Source organism: Bythopirellula sp., from assembly GCF_041737835.1.
Lineage (GTDB): Bacteria > Planctomycetota > Planctomycetia > Pirellulales > Lacipirellulaceae > Bythopirellula.
In genome coordinates this window covers 1-20,834 of the sequence record NZ_JBGSQY010000050.1, presented here as the reverse complement: position 1 = coordinate 20,834, position 20,834 = coordinate 1, and the positions used below count along the sequence as shown (strand labels likewise).

17 protein-coding genes and 1 riboswitch are annotated in these 20,834 nt (G+C 54.0%); of the genes, 14 read left to right on the top strand and 3 right to left on the bottom strand.

What is annotated here, in order from left to right; translation table 11 throughout:
* Window positions 1–123: 123 nt before the first annotated feature.
* From AC6T8Q_RS15410 to AC6T8Q_RS15360, 11 genes are all read left to right on the top strand, one after another.
* Window positions 124–936 (top strand): class I SAM-dependent methyltransferase, encoded by an 813-nt coding sequence (locus AC6T8Q_RS15410; RefSeq protein ID WP_500679929.1) that lies wholly within the window; start codon window positions 124–126, stop codon window positions 934–936.
* A gap of 285 nt (window positions 937–1,221) precedes the next feature.
* Entirely contained in the window at window positions 1,222–5,280 is a 4,059-nt protein-coding gene (locus AC6T8Q_RS15405; RefSeq protein WP_500679928.1) for a hypothetical protein, read from the top strand.
* Window positions 5,270–5,836 carry a PEP-CTERM sorting domain-containing protein gene (locus AC6T8Q_RS15400; RefSeq protein ID WP_500679927.1) on the top strand — a complete coding sequence of 189 codons (567 nt, stop codon included), beginning with the start codon at window positions 5,270–5,272 and terminating at the stop codon, window positions 5,834–5,836. The genes AC6T8Q_RS15405 and AC6T8Q_RS15400 overlap by 11 nt, the downstream gene beginning before the upstream one ends.
* 1,128 nt (window positions 5,837–6,964) lie before the next feature.
* Complete coding sequence (locus AC6T8Q_RS15395) at window positions 6,965–8,536, top strand: sigma-70 family RNA polymerase sigma factor (RefSeq protein ID WP_496921155.1); 1,572 nt, start codon at window positions 6,965–6,967, stop codon at window positions 8,534–8,536.
* A 124-nt stretch (window positions 8,537–8,660) separates the two neighbouring features.
* Entirely contained in the window at window positions 8,661–8,894 is a 234-nt protein-coding gene (locus AC6T8Q_RS15390) for a type II toxin-antitoxin system HicB family antitoxin (protein WP_500679926.1), read from the top strand.
* Entirely contained in the window at window positions 8,887–9,117 is a 231-nt protein-coding gene (locus AC6T8Q_RS15385) for a type II toxin-antitoxin system HicA family toxin (protein ID WP_500679925.1), read from the top strand. The genes AC6T8Q_RS15390 and AC6T8Q_RS15385 overlap by 8 nt, the downstream gene beginning before the upstream one ends.
* Window positions 9,118–9,154: 37 nt before the next feature.
* Window positions 9,155–10,324, top strand: a complete 1,170-nt coding sequence (locus tag AC6T8Q_RS15380) for an alpha/beta hydrolase family protein (protein ID WP_500679924.1) — start codon at window positions 9,155–9,157, stop codon at window positions 10,322–10,324.
* A 53-nt stretch (window positions 10,325–10,377) separates the two neighbouring features.
* Window positions 10,378–10,610, top strand: a riboswitch (cobalamin riboswitch).
* Window positions 10,611–10,762: 152 nt separating this feature from the next.
* A complete protein-coding gene (locus AC6T8Q_RS15375) occupies window positions 10,763–11,674 on the top strand; it encodes a DUF1559 family PulG-like putative transporter (protein WP_500679923.1) in 912 nt (303 codons plus the stop codon).
* Complete coding sequence (locus AC6T8Q_RS15370) at window positions 11,671–12,582, top strand: hypothetical protein (RefSeq protein WP_500679922.1); 912 nt, start codon at window positions 11,671–11,673, stop codon at window positions 12,580–12,582. The genes AC6T8Q_RS15375 and AC6T8Q_RS15370 overlap by 4 nt, the downstream gene beginning before the upstream one ends.
* Window positions 12,579–13,379, top strand: a complete 801-nt coding sequence (locus AC6T8Q_RS15365) for a PEP-CTERM sorting domain-containing protein (protein WP_500679921.1) — start codon at window positions 12,579–12,581, stop codon at window positions 13,377–13,379. Before AC6T8Q_RS15370 ends, AC6T8Q_RS15365 begins: the two co-directional genes overlap by 4 nt.
* 146 nt (window positions 13,380–13,525) lie before the next feature.
* A complete protein-coding gene (locus AC6T8Q_RS15360; RefSeq protein ID WP_500679920.1) occupies window positions 13,526–14,326 on the top strand; it encodes a class I SAM-dependent methyltransferase in 801 nt (266 codons plus the stop codon).
* A gap of 33 nt (window positions 14,327–14,359) precedes the next feature.
* On the opposite strand, the gene AC6T8Q_RS15355 is transcribed toward AC6T8Q_RS15360, so the two are convergent.
* Window positions 14,360–15,154 carry a hypothetical protein gene (locus tag AC6T8Q_RS15355; protein WP_500679919.1) on the bottom strand — a complete coding sequence of 265 codons (795 nt, stop codon included), beginning with the start codon at window positions 15,152–15,154 and terminating at the stop codon, window positions 14,360–14,362.
* 234 nt (window positions 15,155–15,388) lie between these two features.
* Between AC6T8Q_RS15355 and AC6T8Q_RS15350 the strand changes: the two genes are divergently transcribed.
* The 3 genes from AC6T8Q_RS15350 to AC6T8Q_RS15340 all read left to right on the top strand — a co-directional run bounded on the left by AC6T8Q_RS15350 (window position 15,389) and on the right by AC6T8Q_RS15340 (window position 17,573).
* Window positions 15,389–16,246: a shikimate dehydrogenase family protein gene (locus AC6T8Q_RS15350; RefSeq protein WP_500679918.1), complete on the top strand. Its 858-nt coding sequence runs from the start codon at window positions 15,389–15,391 to the stop codon at window positions 16,244–16,246.
* 187 nt (window positions 16,247–16,433) lie between these two features.
* Window positions 16,434–17,120, top strand: a complete 687-nt coding sequence (gene bioD, locus AC6T8Q_RS15345; protein WP_500679917.1) for a dethiobiotin synthase — start codon at window positions 16,434–16,436, stop codon at window positions 17,118–17,120.
* Between the two features lie 153 nt (window positions 17,121–17,273).
* Window positions 17,274–17,573, top strand: coding sequence for a GxxExxY protein (locus AC6T8Q_RS15340; protein ID WP_500680096.1), 300 nt, complete (start codon window positions 17,274–17,276; stop codon window positions 17,571–17,573).
* Between the two features lie 48 nt (window positions 17,574–17,621).
* Here the strand turns inward: AC6T8Q_RS15340 and AC6T8Q_RS15335 are convergent, their stop codons facing one another.
* Window positions 17,622–19,808: an alpha-amylase/4-alpha-glucanotransferase domain-containing protein gene (locus AC6T8Q_RS15335; RefSeq protein ID WP_500679916.1), complete on the bottom strand. Its 2,187-nt coding sequence runs from the start codon at window positions 19,806–19,808 to the stop codon at window positions 17,622–17,624.
* Window positions 19,809–20,074: 266 nt separating this feature from the next.
* The coding region (locus AC6T8Q_RS15330; RefSeq protein WP_500679915.1) for a galactose-1-phosphate uridylyltransferase at window positions 20,075–20,834 on the bottom strand (760 nt) is incomplete at its 5' end.

Genomic DNA, 20,834 nt, shown 5'->3' with positions numbered 1-20,834 from the left:
TTGCAACCCCGGGCTAATTGCTTTAATGCCTTCGGCATATATCTTCGAATCCCTCGTCGTACTATTAAAGCCGAAATTTGATTTTCATTGCGGCTTCATTGTTCTGCCGATACACTAGGCCCCATGACACTCCCCACCATCGAAGCCAGCCTCTACGACTTTCCCAAATACTACGACTTGGTGTACGGTTCCGACTGGAAGCCCGAGTTCGATTTTCTGCTTGATTGTTTTGACAAGCATTGTGGCGGGAAGGTTAAGAATATTTTTGAACCCGCGTGCGGCACGGGGCGGTTGCTCGTCAAGTTTGCGGCGGAAGGCTACAAAGTCGGGGGGCTCGATCTCAACGAAGCGGCTGTCGATTTTTGCAATGATCGCCTCGAACGGGCGGGCTTTCCCCGATCGACCTTCGTGGGGGACATGTGCGACTTCAAGCTCCGCAAGCCCGTCGATGCCGCGTTCAACACGATCAACAGCTTTCGGCATCTTGCCACACAGCAACAGGCCGAAAATCATCTCCAGGCGATGGCCAATGCCCTGCGTCCCGGCGGGATCTACGTATTGGGCCTGCATCTTACACCTACGAGCGTCGATCCGATGCAGGAGGAAAGCTGGGCCGCACGGCGGGGAAATCTGGCGGTTCTCTCCAAATTGTGGGTGATCGATTGCAATACACGCAAACGACAAGAAGCCGTCGGAATGAGTTTCGACGTTTACACCCCCACGAAACAGTTTCGCATCGAAGATCGGGTTATTTTCCGCACCTATTCGGCCGCCCAAATGCAAAAGCTCATCGATAGCACCCCCGATCTGGAAGTCGTGGGCATCTACGACTTTGGCTACGATATCGACACGCCCGTTGAAGTCACGACGGCGACCGAAGACGTGGTGTATGTGCTGCGGAAACGGAGGGGGGTACTAAAGGTGCACTTTCCCTAAGTTCAAGGCTCTTCACAGTTTGGAGTTTTCACACTCTTTGTGTTTCCGAGCGAATGACTCTGATTGATGGCGCGACGAAGCGATAGTCAATAAAATTTCGTGGTTTGCTAAACTTGCGCGAAAATGCAGAATTCTGATTGCATTTCTGGTAGACTCATGGCAAGATCGCACTACGGCGCTGGGTAAGAATTACCTGTTCGAGCCTGCTCTTTAAGTCATTTAAATCATAGTAAAACGCTACTGAAAACGTCAAACAATTGATCCCTTACCGCATTGTTAATGCGCATGGGGATCTTTGTTTGGCGTTTTTTTTGTTATTTCAAGGTAAGAATTACGATGAAGCTTTCGCCACGCTCGCATGGAATGTCGTGCCTGATTTTTATATTAAGCTTTTTGTGTGGTTCTTGGCCATACTTTTTGAATGGGCAAACAATAGTGGGCCCTGGTGAAAGTCTCGACATTAATTTGTCCACTGCCGAATCTTTTTTACTTAATCAAGGCACGCTGGTGCCTCGGGCCGTGACATTGTCTGGACCAATCGAACTACAAAGTCTGTCGACAGTACGCCGTCCTCAGAATCCATTGTCCGGTGGCCGAGGAGGGACTGAAACTGTTCTCGGTCCGAGCCTCATCACAGGTAGTATTTCTGGCATGGGTGGTCTGCTGCTTGTTAATCAATCGACGCGAGATTCCATATCATTGAGTGGCAACAATAGCTATCTGGGTCAAACCTTCATCGTTTCAGGTCAGGTGATCGCTGCCTCGTCGATGGCTTTGGGCTCGGACGTGGCGGGCACTATTGTTCAGGGCGGCTCGTTGGTGGTGCAAGTGCCAACCAACGAACAATTTAATGTTCAAGGCGGTGACTTGCGATTTACGGGCACCGCTACAGCCCCGAACGATCCCATCACCATTGGTGGAGGCGTTGTATATCTGCCTAATGTAACGCTTGCCCAGACACCAATTATCACGAGCGGAAATGGGGGCGAACTACGCGCTACGAATAACAGCACATCTTGGACGGGCGGTTCGTCGGGCGTGGGCAACCTTCGTCTTGGAGGTCGAATTATTGCCGCCTCGCCATTGCTGCACCAAGGCGATCTGACGCTTGGAGACACCACGCTCAACGTTGCCAACAATTACACCGGCGTTACTATCGTCACCGGCGAATCCTATGTGAATCATGCAGGAGCTTTCGGTCAATCAACCAAGGTTCTCATGAAAGGTGGGTATCTGACTCTCAATGCTCTTCCCAGCGAACAAATTGATTATTTTGTCGAGGATGGCGAGCTGCTTTTTCCAGACGGTGCCATCGTCGCAAACAATATTATTTTGGGCGGAACTCCAGATGCCTCAATAAGGGGAAACGCGACCTACACGGGTAGTATTCATGTCTTGCGGGATAACTCGCTGCGAAATGATGTCTACGGAGGCAACTTCAATGGCCAAATCAGTGGAGATGGACCACTGCGCCTCATCGGCACCACTACGGCAGATGTCCATCTCAACACAGCCAATAGCTTCACTGGTTTTGCCGAAGCACGCGGTGGCAATGTTCATGTCAACCATCCCGACGCCTTGCCGTTGGCCGCCACAAACGTGGACGCCGGCAAGCTATACCTCAACGTACCGACGAGGGGGAACGCCATCGTCAGCGAAGGGTTTAGCAATGTAGGCACACTGGTATTCAATGCGGCACAAAACTATGACGAGACATGGATACACCACACAGGCACCATGGAAGCAACCCAAGAGATTGGCTTTGAGCGTCTCATAATGCTTAGGGGAACAAACAATCTTACAAGGCTGACAACGTCGGGCGCGGGAGCGTTTCGTGTCGATGGAGAGTTGCGGTCCCTGCGAGAGGGCGTCATTCAAGGCAAAGTCACCGGAACAGGAACTATACGACAGTTGGGGGCAAATCTTGGCCTTGAAGGAGACCTCAGCGATTTCAGTGGCCGTTTTGAAGTCGATCGTGGTCGCCTCTTTGTGACTGAATGGGCAAAATTGGGCAACAGTGATATTCACGTCAGCCAAGAGGGCCAGTTGCATATCAATCTTACGAGCGGATATCCATCGGGTTACGTCATCGAAAACGACATTTACCTGCACAACGCTCATGGTGGATTCAATTCGACCCGATCTGCTTTCCATTACGCTGGAAATTCGTATGTACCCTTGGTTTTCGCCGGGACCTTGGACGTTGGCAATGAGGGATCCACGGTTTCATCGACTCGATCGATCGCGATCACGGGGACTATTCGAGGAAACAACCTGACATATCGTTCTGGAGGGTTGGAATTACGCACCGCCCAATCGAGCTTGACGGGTACGTTACGCTTACTCGACGAGGCTGCACTCAATATGTATGGCGGAAGTCTCTCGGGAATCAACAAGATTGCAATCGAGGAAGGCAGTACCCTGTACTTATACCCTAACGCGAACACAGACCGCATTGCTGACACGGTGGTCGTGGATTCAAAAGGGGGTTATATTTCGTTGGCCTCTAACTCAACGACACCCACATCCGAACACCTGGGTACACTTCATCTCAAACAAGGCAGTACTCGAATCGCCGTAAGCTCCGACCATGGCAGTTTGGCCGCTGGGCTGACGATTGGCCAGCTCAATAGAGAACAAGGATCCATTCTGCGGTTTCTTGAAGCGGGGAACTTGAATGCTGCTCGAATCCTAGGGCGTATCCCAGAACACGGAATTATCGGTCCCTGGGCGGTAACAGAAAATGGATTTGCCACTCTCGATAACACCGGTAAGGTTCGAACGCTAACTCCCGCCAGCCTTGGAAATTTGAACACCGCGGCACCCCACCAGCACGTGCGAGTTATTGGCAATCACACCCTCACGGGCGATTTAACTGTTGCTTCCCTGCAAGTGGACTCGACCGGTGATCCGAACACGGTAAACCTTAATGGCCATCGACTCACAGTCGTCAGCGGCGGCGTCTTCCGCAACCAACAAATCATCAATGGCGAAATCACTGCCGGCACAAGTGAGGACACGGAACTTATATTCCACCAATCGGAGCGCGTTGGCGCAAACATCGTGGACAACGCTGGTGGCGGGGCCGTGTCGGTCGTCGTGAGTTCCAATAGCATGCGCACGAGCGGCACCAACTCTTACACAGGTGGAACTTGGGTTATTGGTTCCGACTATTTCTCACCTACCGCCAACGCCAAGCTTATCGTCGAAAATCGATCCGCTATCCCTGCCAATGACAAAGTCTATTTGGACAACGGGACGTATGAAATGCAATTCTCCGGCGGTCTTGTAGAATTTGACGAAATTCACATTCGCAACAGGAGTCTGTTCACGGCGGGCACGGCAACTCCGATAGACGTCGAAAACTTATACCTCGAAGATGGCAGAATCAATGCAGTACTGACTGGCTCTGGAACAATTACCAAAAGAACTGATGGCACTGCTGAATTTACAAATTCTCAAGCCAGCGGTTTTTCGGGCAACGTACTCGTCGAAGAAGGACATTTGTTCGTCACCAACAATACGCTTCCACAGGCTGCGTTTTCAGTCTCGGGAGGCCTGCTTGAGGTAACGGGTAGCAGTAACTTTGCCAATAACGTCACCTTGGATGGAGGAGGTATCAGCGTCGCGCGTTCGACGGGCACGATCAACGTCCAAAGCGATTCGACGATGCACCACAATTTGTCAACACTGTTCTATGGCAACATCCAAGGCAGCGGTGATCTGACTATACTCGGAACACAAACAAATCCTTTTAGCCGTTATGTCGGCTGGTTCGGCAATGCCAATGAATATTCCGGGAACATTACCCTGGAGTCCGGGGCATTTCGCGTTGGCTCACCAAGCAATGCGGGCTCGGGAATTATCAGGGTTGAAGAAGCTGGCCGTCTCATACTCGGCAGCAATCACTATTCCGACCCTGCCACCAATATCGATAACGATGTCCACGTCTATGGCGGAACTCTTTATAGCACACCACCTTTACAGACGTCTGGCGTTGGGGAGGCGTCACCTAGCATTCTTGCCGGTAGTGTCACGGTTCATGACGAGGCTTTTATCGGCGCGATTAGGCCAGGCTTCAAGGAAGGTGTCTTTTTGCCGGGGCTCACTTTTGCTGGTGAGTTGATACTGACTGACAATTCGCGCGTGTGCGGGCTCAGCGACGAACGTCACTGGAAGGCCTCATACGATGTGGCACTAGTTGATGTATCAGGTGAACTTGTTATCGGTAGCAACACGACCTGGAATCTGCTAACGTCGTCATTATCGATTTCTGGCGCAATTCGCGCGCTCAACGCACGCATCTGTCAATTTCGTCGGTTCGTCTCATCTGTTGGCTCTTGATGGCGCAGAGATCCTGGCGGAGGCTGGAAAACGACTGGAGGTTCTGTTCAACGGCGGAAGCCATCCCATGGAGATCAATGGAGCGACGACCGTCATGAGCGGCAATGGCACTCTAGTGGGCGATTTCACTGTTGCTAACGAGGCAGCCATCTCTCCAGGAACGTCGCCCGGAAATCTGACCATCGAGGGAAGCGTAACATTTGCAGACAACGGCCTACTCGACATCGAGCTTGGCGGCACAGAAGCAGGCTCGAAACATGATTTCTTACATGTGATCGGGGATGTAACCATAGACGGTGGTTTATTGGAACTTTCATTACTGGACAATTATGTGCCAAACACCTCTCGATCCTTTGTGATACTCAAGGCCAAGTCGATTACCGGCAGGTTTGCAAATGCTGTGAGTTCAGTGACCGTGGGTGATGTCACGCTGCCGATCACTTATCGACCTGACCGAATCATTTTAGGCGTGGTTCCCGAGCCGTCCGCATTATTATTGGTGCTGATCGGAAGTGGATTGTTGCCAGCACTCTGCCGGTCTAGGAATAAGAACTGACTCGCTCATATTGGGCGCAAGTGCTTATCTGGCAACTAATTTGGTAATGAGCTTGAAATAGAATTTGCGAGATTCGAGTCAACAAACTGTGGCTCGCTCGTCATACTCAAGGCGAGGAAAAAGACAACTTTCATCGCTTGTCAAGTTTTTCTTCAAAAAAACACTGGACCGCCGCTCGTCCCCAGATAAAATTATAAGGTTGAAAACGATAGGTTCTCCCCCCTCCCCTCAAGTAACTCCCCAAAGAGCCAGACGCACGCAAAATAAGTCGCTTACTTCGGCATCTCCCCTCCAGGTTCACACTCTCATTGTGGTGTAACCAAAGCTGCCAAGTGACCTTATTGCCTAAGGGCATATCTGCTGGCCGGGTTGATTGAGACTAGGGTCTGAGAACGGTTCCGGAACAAGTTGCGTGCGGTTACTTGTTCCGAGGTAATGATCGGTACTTCGGTTGATGGTGGGTTTGCCATGATTGGGAAACCGTCATTTCCAGGAAGGACCATTTCAGAAAGCAGTGATTTGAAATTCAAGCGCGCTCATAGGGGCATGTGGGCTGACTTTGAGGATCGAGCACGAGACACCCAAGTTGGGGGAAGTCTCACGAGGCTGATAGGCCGTGCCGATCGCGTGAAGTCTGCCGACACATTCTGCGAGCAAGCTTCCTAACGATTGAGATTGTTCGCATTGGGTAATTTGATTCGCGCTCGTCGCGCGGAAACTTGTCCAGTGTGACTCGTGTAAACGTAATTTTTTTCCAAATTGAGTAAGACGAAAGCCCTTGAAACGATTGGTGTTAGAATTAGTTGTCTTAATTGATGACAGACCCAATCTTTTCAAATGACTTTCTTAAGGTTTGTGTTTTTAGGGGAATAGTTTGATCGCCGCGTTCACTCTCCTGGTTCGATTTGCCAAATGTTCGATGCACCTGCGCGACGCGTTGCGAGCTTTGCTTGCATTTCCGTTGCTTGACATCGTTATCCCTTTCCTGGCAACTCGTCGGATGTTGATCGCACGACCCGCTTGGGTTCTGGCCACAAGGCCGGCTTGGGTCCTGGCCACAATCGCTCATCCCAGCACGAACCGTTCATAAACCACTTGCTGACTTCCCGTAGTTGAGGAGTATTGACTTTGTACGACGCGATATTGGATCACGAATTGGATGATGAATCGAACGTCGCCGACGTGGAGAAGGAATTCGATACCAAGAGTATCGACGATGTCGTCGACGTTGACGTCGATGACGATTTGTCGCTCGGGCTGGATACCGACGTTAAAGAGGCTGACGGCGAAGAGGACAGCGAGTTTGGCGATGAAACTGTCGATCTCGAATCCTGGTCGGACGATCCCGTGCGGATGTATCTGACGCAGATGGGCGAGATTCCGCTGCTCACCCGCCAGCAAGAAATCAACTTGGCCCGCCGCATTGAGCACACTCGCACGGCCTTCCGGCGCCGGTTGTTGGCCTGCGACTATGTGATTCGCGTGGCCTACAAGGTGCTCAACCGCGTACATCGTGGTGAACTACCATTCGATCGCACGGTGCAGGTGTCGGTGACCGACCGTTTGGAGAAAGAACAAATTCTCGGCCGATTGCCTCACAATTTGCGCACGCTCGAAATCTTGCTCCAGCGCAACGAGGAAGACTATCGCACGGCGACCAGCAAAAGCGCCAAGCCCGCTGCTCGCAAAGCCGCTTGGGTTCGCCTCGCGGGCCGTCGTCGTCGGGCCGTCATGCTGATCGAAGAGTTGGGTCTGCGGACTCAGCGAATCGAAGCGATGATTGCTCCGCTCGAAGAGTTCAGCCGCCGCGTGGATGATCTCAAGAAGCAACTCGACCAAATGAAGAAGGACCGCCGCCCGATGTCCGAGCGGAAGCCTTTGATGGTTGAGTATCGCAACATCTTGCGGATGACTCAAGAAACACCCACGAGCCTTCGTAACCGCGTCCTCTTTTTGCGGGACGTGTTTTCCAAGTATCAGCAAGCCAAACGCGGCTTGTCCGAAGGCAACTTACGTTTGGTCGTGTCGATTGCCAAAAAGTATCGCAACCGCGGCTTGAGCTTTTTGGATTTGATCCAAGAAGGCAACGCCGGCTTGATGCGTGCCGTCGACAAGTTTGAATATCGCCGTGGCTTTAAGTTTTGTACCTACGCCACTTGGTGGATTCGTCAGGCGATCACCCGGGCCGTCGCCGACCAAAGCCGCACGATTCGCATTCCGGTTCACATGGTCGAAACCATGAGCCGCGTGCGGAACGTTTCGCGAGCTTTGCTGCAACGCCTGGGACGCGAACCGACGATTGAAGAAACCGCTCGTGCCGCCGAATGCACCGTCGACGAAGCCCGCCGCGTGTTGGCTATGAGCCGTTATCCGATCAGCTTGGACCGCCCCGTCGGCAACAGCGAAGACAGCCACTTTGGCGATTTGCTACCCGATTCGGGTGCCGAAAGCCCCGCCATCGGTGCCGCTCAAGAGATGTTGCGTACTCGGATTTCCAAGGTGCTCAAGACGCTCAGCTATCGCGAACGCGAAATCATCAAGCTGCGTTATGGCTTGGGCGACGGTTACAGCTATACGCTCGAAGAAGTGGGCCACATCTTCAAAGTGACCCGCGAGCGTATCCGCCAGATCGAAGCCAAGGCCGTTCGCAAACTGCAGCAACCGAGCCGCAGTGCCGAACTGTCGGGCTTCTTGGACTAACAACGCTCGGATCTTAAAAACTAACGACCCCGCGAGGTGTTTCACTTCGCGGGGTTTTTTGTTGGTGCGAAAATGCTCACGATCCGAGTATAATCGAGAACCACGAACTATCAGGAGCCTTTTCATGTCTGTAACGATAGAACTCATCCCTGATCCAGACCAAGGCGGCTTTACCGCTCGTTTACCGGACATCCCAGCTTACGGGGAGGGAGAAACAGAGGACGAGGCAATTGCTGATCTGAAAGAGGCACTTGCCGGCTATGTAGAAACTTATGGTTTGGAAGACGCGCTGAGTCGCATCACGCAACCCTCTCTACGGACGATCGACCTCGAATTGGCGGAGCTTGCAGGTGGCTAAGCTACCGCGAATTGCTGGCAAGGAAATGATAAAGTTCCTTGAACGCGAGGGTTTTGAAGTCGTTCGTGTGCGCGGTAGCCATCACTTTTTGCAAAAAGAAGATTTACGTACATCAGTGCCAGTGCATGCGGGCAAGGATCTTAAAATTGGTACCTTGCGCAGTATCTTAAGGGACATAAAGATTTCTCCTTCTGAATTTGAAAAACGCTTGAATGAGTCTTAGAAACTATGAAGTCTATCTTTTCTTTGAGTAGATCACGATGAACTCTGTTCAGATATCTAGACTTCTTGTTGTGCTGTTAGTAGCGTCGAGTTTCTCATCTCACGCCCAAGAAATCACCCTCCTCCAGGGACCCGCCTACACCGAAGCCGAAGGCCGGGAAAAACTCGCTGAAAAGGCCTCGCTCTACAACGATCGTGCGAGCTGGCAGCAGCGCGCCGATTTGCTTCGCACGGGACTGCGGCGCGGAATACAACTCGAAAAGTTGCCGAAGCCGTGCGATCTCAAAGTCATCCGTCGCGACAAACGCGAGATGGATGGCTACACCGTCGAAAACGTGGCATTTGAAAGCTTGCCTGGCTTTTGGGTGACGGGGAACCTTTATCTCCCCGCTGAGTTCACCGGCAAAATCCCCGGCATCTTGAATCCCCACGGTCATCTCGGCAACGGCCGCATGCAGGAATACATGCAAAAGCGTTGCGCGGCTCAAGCACTCATGGGGGCCGCGGCCTTTTGTTACGACATGATCGGCTACGGCGAGTCGACTCAGTGCGAGCATCGCCGCTATCAAGTGCAGCGTCTGCAAACTTATAACAGCATCCGTGCTCTCGATTTTCTGGAATCGCTCGGTTTTATCGACGAAGACCGTCTCGCAGTCACCGGTGAATCGGGTGGTGGGACGCAAACATTCTTGCTCGCCGCGATTGACGACCGCATTGATCTGTCCATCCCCGTAGTACAGGTATCGGCTCACTTCTTCGGCGGTTGCGAATGCGAAAGCGCGATGCCGATTCACAAAACAAAAGATTATGAAACCAACAATGTCGAGATTGCCGCGCTCGTGGCACCCAAGCCGATGATGCTCATCTCCGACGGCGGCGATTGGACTCTCAACACACCCGAAGTCGAGTACCCCCATATCAAGCGAATTTATTCTTTCTTTAACGCAGACGACAAAATCGAGAATGCCCATTTCCCAAGCGAAGGCCACGACTATGGGCCCTCGAAACGCGCCGCCGCGTCTCGCTTTTTAGCGAAACATTTAGACCTGAATTTGAAAGCCCTCGAAAATTCCGCCGGCGAAATCGACGAAAGTTTTGTGAAAGTCTTGCCCGAAGATGACTTGCGAGTCTTCACCGCGGAATACCCTCGCCCCGATCATGCGATTGATTGCGAACAGGCGATTGGGTTGCTGAATAAGGCAAAATAACTGCTAATTTATGTATGTTTGACACTCCGCTGCTCACGCATTACACTTCGGTCTGTATTTGATCGTGCGTTGGTGGTCGGTTGGTAAAAACTCTTTACGCCGACACAACAGGGAACTCCGGTGCCAGATTCTTCGGGAATCTCAGTCCGGGACGGCCCCGCCGCTGTGACCGAGCCGATCAAGCGAACTAATTCTAAGAGCCATTGCCGTCAGCTTGCTTGCGGTGAGAAGGCCCGGTTCGCTTGAGCTTGGGAGTCAGAAGACCTACCAATGCGTTGTATGTGGCTAGCTACATGTAGCATGGGCGCGAGGGACGCCGGCCGCGTAATTGAGGAAACTCTGCGAGTTCGCGTTTCTTTGTCGGTCTGAATTTGATTCTGAGGCGCATTGCTGCGCTGAAGGTCCCGGCAAAAATATGCGAACACCAGAAAGTCGTTCATGTTTGGCGTTCGAGCACATCCTAGTCCGTTTAAGTTGCGTGGTTTCACTCTCGTGGAACTCTTGGTGGTGATCGCCATCATCGGCGTGCTCGTGGGGCTTTTGCTGCCAGCTATCCAAGCCGCTCGGGAAGCCGCGCGCCGCACGCAATGCCAAAGCCACTTGCGCGAGAATGGCACGGCGACGCTCAATTTCGAGCAACAACGTGGGGAACTCCCCATCGGCTGTATTGGCAACAACATGCTGCCGGGTGGCTCGGGCAAGCAACTTGTCTCCTGGAACGTCCAGTTGCTTCCGTTCATCGAGTATCAATCGCTATGGGATCAATACGATATCGATCTGCCTGCCTACCAATCGCCCAATCGTGATCTCACCACGATTACGATTCCTCTCTTCCTATGTCCCAGCACACCAAGCGAACAGTTTTACAGTACGGCAACTTTGTGGCGGGGGCAAGGCTTTACCGACTACGCGGGATTGTACGGCGTCGAAGGTGATGGGCGCGATGTCTATGAAGATCCGGAGGCTGAGAATCCCTCGACTCAACATATTAATGACCAGTCGCTGGGAGTCATGCTCTTTAACGAACCCGTCACTTTCAAGCAAATGACCGATGGCTCGGCCCACACGGCTATGATTGGCGAGGCGTTCCTCAGACGCGAATCAAAACTTTCAACGCCTAGTGGAGATATCGCGACCACAAGCATGGAATGGGCGAACGGACATAACATCTTTGCTCAGGAACAATCCAACCCCATCAATCATCCGAGCCTCGACAACGAAATCGGTAGCCCCCATCCCGGCGGCGCGTCGGTCACCTTTTGCGATGGACATGTTTCATTCCTCCATGACGAGGTTGAACAAGCCATGCTCAATGCGCTGCTGACTCGCAGTGGAGGCGAAGCGCTGTGATTTATCAATCGCACACGGCAGCGGGACGCTGCCGGCTAACGGCATTTTTTATGATCGCGCTTTTGTGCGTGGCAAATGCCAACGCGATGGCAGATGCGGTTGTTAATTTCGACGACATCGATTTCTGGGTCGGCAGCGGCGCGAATCAAGCGGCTCTGGCCCTCGACTGGCAGGGTGATGCCACGACCGACAATTCGCTTGTTTGGGGCTTCCGCTGGGATGGCAACATCAAAGCGGTCAACATGATCACGGCGATCATCGCAGCCGACAATCGCCTGTTCGCGAAGATTGGCAGCATCGGTGGCTTCGGCACCGGCGTTGTGGGCATGGGTTACGATGCTAACGAAGACGGCCAGTTTGCGATCACCGACGACACGTTTTTCGATGAACAAGGCTTTGCGACCTCGGGACCCACCGACGGAGCGGAATCGGTCGATCCCGGCGATTGGTATGCCGAGGGTTGGTTCATCACCGGCTTTTGGCAGTACGGCGTCGCCACGGGCAATCCCTACGACGGCGGCACTTGGGCACGTTCGGGATCTGGCATTTCTTCCCGCGACGTGTTGAACCAAAGTTGGCATAGCTTGGCGTTCTCGCCCAGCTTCAGCAACCAAGCCTTCGCACGCAATCCACTTGCCGCCGAAGTCGATGCCGATTTCGATGGCGATGGTGACATCGACGGCCGCGACTTTCTCGCCTGGCAACGCGGCGAATCCCCTGCTCCCTTGAGTGCCGATGATCTCGCACACTGGCAAACAAGCTACGGCGTCGAATCACCGTCCGCCTTCCCCCCTCCCCCTTCCCCCTTAGTTTCCGTCCTTCCAGAACCATCAACAGGCCTGTTGCTGTTTTCGTTTATGTTCATGCTTCCACGACTTTTGCATCACGATCGGAGAATTGTCTCATGAAATGGAATTTAGGTTTGTGCCTCGCGGCACTCCTTGGCACACAATCGACTTACGCGCAATTTGCGAACCAAGTCATCTCGTACGATCCCGGCACGAACCCGGCGGGGGGATACAGCGATCCCAGCACAGCACTCGGCTCGCCGGAACGCTATACGGGCGAAGGAATTTTCCCAGGTGATGTCACCGCATTTAATCCGGCTTATGGCGCCGATGAGCTCATTTCCATCGGCGAGACCGGTCATCTCACGTTGCGGCTCTCGCACTTTGCGATTCCTGGTGCTGGTCCCGAGATTGGCGTCTTCACCAACGTGGGGATCGCCGACGAAGATTATCCCAACAACCAAGCCGGCAATCCGCTGTTCGCCTTTGGCATCGACGATGCCGAGGTTGAAGTCAGCGCCGACGGCATCAGCTGGGAAAGCCTGGGCGTGGTTACGTTCGATATCCCGACGCAAGGTTACAACGACTTGGCTGGCACGAACCCCTCGAGCTTCCAGCAACCTTTTACCGGTGCGTTGAGCGATTTCAACGGCTTACGGCTGTCCGATCCCGGCAATCCCGACATTCTTGAATTGCTGAGTGGTTCGGGGGGGGGAACTTGGCTCGATATTTCTGGCACGTCGCTCTCGAAGGTGGGTTATATCCGCTTCAGCGTGGCTGATACCGCGGCCAACGCCAATTTTGAACTCGATGGCGTTACGATTGCCGCCTCGGCAATGGGTGGGCAAGTTCCCGAGCCAAGTGCCATCGCACTCTTCGGTCTGGCGATTGTTGCATTTGCCACACGTCGATGCTAGCCGGAGGGCAACTTCCTCCGGGCCCGGAGACAAGTTTGTCTCCGGCTAGTGAGAGCCTGTTTATGTCGTGACATGCGGCTTGCGGAATGGTTCAATTGATGAACTGCTTGGATTCGAGTGCGCGAACCATTCCGCGAGCTTAGCTTATGCCCGACACACCGGAAAAAGAACACAATGCCCGCGCGTGGGATAAGCTCGCCCGGCAACAAGTTCCCCTCGCGCGGCCTGCATCCAACGAAGAGCTCGCCCGACCTCTCGACACGGTCGACCCTTTGGGGTGGCTAGGCGGTAGTGTGGCCGGCTTGGAAGTGCTCTGCCTAGCCGCCGGTGGCGGACGTCACAGCGCGATTTATGCCGCGGCTGGCGCGCGCGTAACGGTTGTCGACATAAGTGGCGAAATGCTGGCCCTCGATCGAAGCGTTGCCGCGGAACGAAAGCTCGACATCCGCGCTGTGCAAACCTCAATGGATGAACTTGCGATGTTCGCGGCGGGGACGTTCGACGTCGTGATTCATCCCGTCAGTACGTGTTATGTAGCCGACGTGACGCGAACATTTGCGGAAATCGCACGCGTCACGAAGCCCGGCGGACTCTATATCAGCCAGCATAAGTCTCCCACGAGTTTGCAGGCCGAGATTCGTCCCACCGGCAGCGGTTATCGTCTGATGGAACAGTATTACCGCACGGGTCCACTCCCACCCGCCGAGCATTGCCGCATCCGCGAGCCGGGGACGCTGGAATTTCTGCATCGCTGGGAGCAACTCGTCGGCGGCATGTGCCGTGCGGGATTCGTGATCGAAGATTTGGTCGAACCCATGCATGCCGATGAAGACGCAGCGACGGGAAGTTTTGGTCATCGTTCGCAGTATGTTGCACCGTATGTGCGCATCAAGGCACGAAGAAATTCTTCCGTTAGCCGGCAACGTCCCGTTGCCGTGGAATGGTGAAATGTGACTCACACGGCAGTGGGACACTGCCGGCTAACTTTCTTGCGGATCGAAGACCTTCAACTTTTCGCGGCTCGATTCGGAGACGACTCGACGTTCTTGCATTACTTCATCCATCCGCACCACCGACCAACAAGCTGAGATGTATGTCACCTGTGTAATCGCCAGCGAAAGAGCCCACAATGGCATGGGGCCTTCCATGAACTTCGTGAGGAGAGCATAAGCGCCAAACACGAATAAATAGAGTGCCAACAAACTTAGCAGTCGCGAGCCCGACGAGATCCTTGAAAACAGAACTGGCACAAGTAACAGCGGCGCCGCTGAGGCCGCGATGATCCACACGACCCAATATTGATCGATCAAGAAATCGACCCCGCCGAAGCGCAGCCCAAACGCCCAGAGGGCGACGATCATGGTCCAACCAAAAAACTCAATCAAGGAAACTTGAAAAGTTTCGTTGGAAATGGCTTTCCCCACGCCACACAACTTCAGCAAACCCGCTCCCAGCATCACGGCAAAGAACTGAATGAAACTGAATGAAATCGACTCGCCGCGAAAGCCCGGTTCAACGGTGTACCAGATGACCGCAAAGAGCAGCCCGCAAGCGAGCGTCACCCACGCGGCCTTGGTGAGTCGATGCGTTCGGCCAAACACGGCCCACAGAGCGAGCGCACCGAACTGCGCGGGGATCGCGTAGTTCCACACATAGAAACGAAGCCCACTCTCGGCAGCCAGTACCGAACCCGCGTCGCCCGTCAGCATCACTGCCAAATCCACGCAAACCGTGGCAATGATAAACAGCGTCGTGAGTGGGTAATTGCGGGGCATGAAAATAAACGCAAAGATCGCCAAGTCGCAAAAGGCCGCAAAGAGAGGTCTTCACTTAATTTTGACAGATTTCTCTGCGAATCTCTGCGCCTTCGCGTTCTTTGCGTTTCCTCCCGGCGTTGAAAATCGGCCTCCATCAGGTCAAAATGGAGGGTTCTATGTCCTATGACGATTGCGCCAGCATAGCCGCGATTCGACGAATCGCTGGTGCTTACGTAAGAATTGGAAACCTCCTTGACCAGTCACCCCCAACAAGACGTTTGCTGTTTGATGGGCGAGCCGATCGCCGGCAATCCTACACAGTACATGCTCGAAAAAGCATTCGAGGCCGCGCGGCTTGATTGGCGGTTTCTGACGTTTGAAGTTCCGCCGCTGGATTTGGAAGGGGCCTTGCGCGGGGCGCGAATTTTCGGATTCAACGGGATCATGCTGGCTCCGCCTCATCGCAACAGCGTCGTCCCCTATCTGCAAGAGATCGGCGAAGCCGCGCGAATCAGCGGCCAGGTCAACTGCATCAAGCAATCCGATGGCAAGTTCTCTGGCTACAACACCGAAGGGCGAGCCCTGCGACAGTTGCTCGAGCAAACTGGTTCCGTGAAAGGCTTGCAGGTCACGATTGTCGGCGCGGGTCGCATCGCGCGCGCGATTGCCGCGGAGTTGGCTCTGGTGGGGGCGGGCGAGATTCGCTTTCTGTGCCGGCGCCCCGAAAAGGTCGAAGAGCTTACCAAAACATTAGTCACTGAAACGCCACTGGGAAGCTGCCGTGTTGAGGAACTCGCGGGCGACAGCTTGTTTGCAATTGATGGCACGTTTCAGCTGTTGATCAATGCCACGCCGGTCGGGCCCAATCAACCGAACGAACGCTTGCCGCTTGATCTCGATGGTTTAGAAAAACACACGATTGTCGCCGACGTGGCGTTCAATCCGCCCAACACATGGCTGATCAAAGAGGCCCAATCGCGGGGCTGTCGCACCGTGGATGGCCTCACGCTTCTCATCGAACAAGCGGCGCTCGCGTTCGAGATCTGGACCGGCGCTGCGGCTGACCGCCAAGCGATGCGCGAAGCGGTTGAAGAATTTTTGGTTTTGTAATTTGCAACTGTCATTCCGATGGGAGCCATAACTCCCGAAGGGAAAATACGGCAACCAGAGGAATCTGGCTTGGATCAGTCGAGAGTCAAGAGCTGAGGGTCGAGAGCCATACTGTCTGGCTCTGGACTCTTGACTATCCGCTCTCAGCTTCTTGCCAGATCCCTCGGGATGACAAAAAGGAAAAACTATGACTCCTGGCTTCTATATCACGGGAACAAACACGGGTGTCGGCAAGAGCCACGTCACGCGGCTGATCGCCCGGGCGCTGGTGAAGTCCGGCTACAAAGTCGGCGTGTACAAGCCGGTGGCCACCGATTGCAAGCGCGATGGCAACGACGTCGTCGCCCCCGATGCATTAAAACTCTGGGAAGCGGCCGGTCAGCCCGGCAAGCTCGAAGAAGTTTGCCCCCAACGATTCGTCGCGCCGCTGGCACCCCCCGTGTCCGCGCGTCTTGAAGGACGCGAAGTGGATCGCAATCTGCTCCGCACGGGGATTGAAGTCTGGCGCGAACGGAGCGATATCGTGCTCGTCGAGGGGGCGGGTGGCCTCATGTCGCCCATGAGCGATGAAGACGACAACTGTGCGCTCGCCAGAGAATTTGGCTATCCGTTGATGGTCGTGGCAGTGAACGAGTTGGGAACGATCAACGCCACGCTGCTCACATTGGTCGCGGCAAAAACTTTGCTACCCGAACTGCCCGTGGCGGGAGTTATTCTCAATCGGCTCGCGCTTTTTCCCGACGACGAAAGCACGAAAACCAATGCCGACGAAATCGCCTGCCGCACCGACGTGCCGGTGCTGGCCTCGGTGAATTATCAGCAGCAAGATTTCCGCGAGGGCGTTGATTGGTACAAATTAGCGGGTGGGAGTTAACCGCTAATTGACGCTAATGTGCGCTAATAAATGAGATAGATAATGTCTTTGTTACCGAATGAGCGTGACAAACCCTTTTCACAAGAGGGTTATGATCTGATGGGCGCAGCGTTCGAGGTTCACAAAGTTTTAGGCGGAGGATTACTCTAAGAAATCTATCAAGAAGCTTTGGAGATTGAGTGCGAATTACGACGGATTCCTTTTATACCACAGCAGGATCTCGCCACTTTCTACAAGGATCACATGCTCAAGAAACGCTATGTGCCTGACCTAATCATCTATTCGCAGATCGTTGTTGAACTCAAATCGGTTCGTGAACTCATCGTTGATCACGAAGCTCAATTGCTAAATTACATGCGATTGACCCGCAAGCCGGTCGGCTATCTCATCAACTTTGGTCCCATTGCCAAAATTGAATGGAAGCGCATGGTTCTTTCTGAATTTCTTAAATGATGTCCTACCAACATTAGCGCATATCAGCGTCAATGAGCGGTTCGATCTTTAAACCGATGCCGCAACCGGGGCTTCGCCCATCCTTTGCTCGGCCATGCTGGTGTCGACCGCCAAGCGGATCGTCACGCTCCAGCAACCATTCGCATCGGGCGTGAGATGCCAGTGCGGCACAACGGCTACCGATTGATGCACCAGCTCGAAGCCACCTTCCGATTGGCTCACCGTTTCGACGGGGTAAGTCCAAACCGACGTGGGACGATCGAAGTTCAAACCGACATCGATACCCAACCATTGATCGACAAGGCCCAAGTCGTGGGCGTCGTGCAAATCCAACTGATGGCCGAGCTGACCAATCGACTGACCGTCGGCGGTGCGGAAATAGCGATCATCGTTGCCCGACGGCAAACCCGCAAAGTTCAGTTCAGGAGCAAAGATAAAGCCGCTGTGTTCGGGCAAGTTCTCGATCAAGTACGCGATCTCGACCGTTGTGCCTTCGTCGTTGAGGGTGATGCCCTTGGTGATTTGAATTGACTTGCCACCGACGTTGCCTTCGCGGACCAGCTGCAATTGCACGCGGCCCGGATTGCGGCGAAGTTTGGCTTCGTAAGGACCATGGACAAAATCGCCCTGCTCTTCGGCCGTGCCAGCCACCACCGCTTCACGCGAAACATTCTCAGCGTAGAAGTGATCCACAAGCGAATTGCGCGCCCATGTGTCGTAACCCAAACGCTGGTCGAGCCCTTCCTGCTTGAACACCACCATATCGTGAATGCTCGCTACGCCATCGCCATTTGTATTTGGGCCACGCAACACCTTGCGGTGGTAGGACTCGGGGCGGCGGGTGAGCGTTGCCTGCAAGTTGTGACAGATGGTTTTGACATCGAGTTCGTAGATTTGGCCCCCTTCGACGGGCGAAACGAGCATCATCAGCTTGTTATTCGCCAAGCGAGTTTCAGGTCGGCCGTCAAAGTTGAAATCGCTGGCATCGATCTCGACCCACGGTTGCTGATCGTGTTGCCAGCCGCGGCCTTCCGATTGATTGAGCAGGTTCTCGGCCGCGATCAAATGCGTGTACACACCGTTGCGCAAGTGTGGCAAATAAGTTCCACCAAACGCCCCGTGCCAGTAGCTGCAATTGCACTGGCCGCGATAGAGTTCCATTCGCGCGTAATCAACAAGATCGCCAGCGGCTCCTTCGTCGACCATTTGCTGCAAGCGGCGGCTGATCATCTGCATCCGCGAATACATGACGTTCGTTTCAGGATACTTCACCTTGAAATTCCGCCAGTAACCGCCGCGGATGAACGGCGACACCCGTTGCCACAGGCCTTGAGCCTCGTAGTCGTGGTGCGCGTCTTCGAATTCGTTGATCTTCGCCGCGGGGAGGGCCCACTCGGTCATTTCGCGGTAGCTGCCCTCGGGAATGTACAACTTGCCAAGCGGCGGCACGCTTTGAATGGCTTCGCTGGGGGTCGTCACCTTGAGCCAATCGCTGTTTGCGCACAGGGCGTCGAAGAATTGCACAAGCCATCCGCGATCGTACACATGTTCCTTCGTACCGGGCCAAGTGCCGAACTTTTCGCCATCGTCGCCAAACACGACGACCGCACCGGGATGGGTGTCCGCCACGCTGCGCAGGTACTTGATCGTTTCAAGCGCCGGCTGGAATGGAATCAGATAGCGTAACTGTTCGCTGCCGGGGAACACCTTCAGCACGTTGGTATCGTCTTCGGTCACGAAATAGCCATGCAGCTGTTCGGTGGTGAGACCGGCGTTCTTGAAGTGGAAGTCGTCGAGAACCGTGAATTCAATACCGGCTTTGACGATGTCGCTGGTCATCGACTGTTCCCAAACGCGCTCCGGCACCCACATGCCGCGTACGTCTGCACCCAAACGATTCTCGAGCCACTTGGAGTAGGTCGATATCTGTCCAACGCGGTCCCGCGAGGGGATCATCGCCAGGATGGGCTCCATGAAGGCCCCGCCGATGATCTCGATGCGTCCCTTGGCCACGAGCGCGGCCAACCGGTCGACATATTCCGGATGCCGGTCATCGAGCCATTCCATCAACGACCCGCTCGTATGGAGGGCGATCCGCAGCTTGCTGTCGTACCGCTCGAACACGTCGAGAAACGGCAAATAGCTGTCTTGGTAGGACTGCTCGAACACGCCATCAAAGTTGCCGATTGGCTGATGATTGTGGAGCACAAGTACGAGTCGTAAAGGTTGATTCATGATGACTATCGAGTGAAAGGCGAAATCGCGGTCGCGTGTAGGATTTTATCGTGTTCCCTCGGGTGAGGGTTAAGCGTGTTTTGCCGTTGGTTGGTGAGTTAACTGAGCATGCTCAAGCTAGCAGTCACGGTGTCCCTTTAAGATCGCCGGTTACTGCGGAATATGCTAGTCGGCAACTACCCAACTTTTCGCAATGTTCGGCCCAAGTCAGTGTCGTTTGCTGGCATAAACACTACAGGGCAAAGAGCTAACGAAGTCCGCCCAGTTTACTGAATCGGCACTTTTTCACCCGATTTTGACGCCCTCAGTCGGATTGCCGCTCGTTCCGGTGATACCGAATTAATGTGCATGCCGGTACCCCATTCGAACCCCGCCAACGATGTGCTGCGCGGAATCAGTTCCCAATGCCAATGAAACGCTGCTTGCCGCTCGTCCCCAACGGGTGCCGTATGAAGCACCAAATTGTAGGCAAGCGGTGCAAGAAGTGTACGCAAACGACGGACCAATTCGCCAAGAATTTCAGCCAACGCCGAGGACTCTTTGGTCGTGATTTTAAGAAAATCGCTCGCATGAACTTTGGGGACAATCCAAGTCTCATAAGGCTGGCGACCAGCGTAAGCACAGAACGCGGCAAAGAAGTCGTTCTCGATAACGAACCGACTTCCTTCGCTTCGTTCATTGGCCAACAGACGGCACATCAAACATTCGCCCGAATGGCTTTGAAACTTCGCCGCCACGGCCAACTCGGTCTCCAGCACTTCCGGCACAAACGGCAAGGCAATCAACTGGCTGTGGATATGTTCAAGCGAGGCCCCCGCCCCTTGGCCGACATTCTTAAACAGGACGGCCGTCCGCATGCCGCAGTTCGTGTAGGCATGGGCGATGCGATCTCGAAAGACCTGAAGCACCGTGGCGATTTCGTCCGTCGCAAGCTCGGACCAATCCTGAATATGCCGCGGCGATTCAATAATCACCTCATGCACCCCATCAGGGGCGAGCGGGGGACCTAAGTACCCAGCAAAAGGT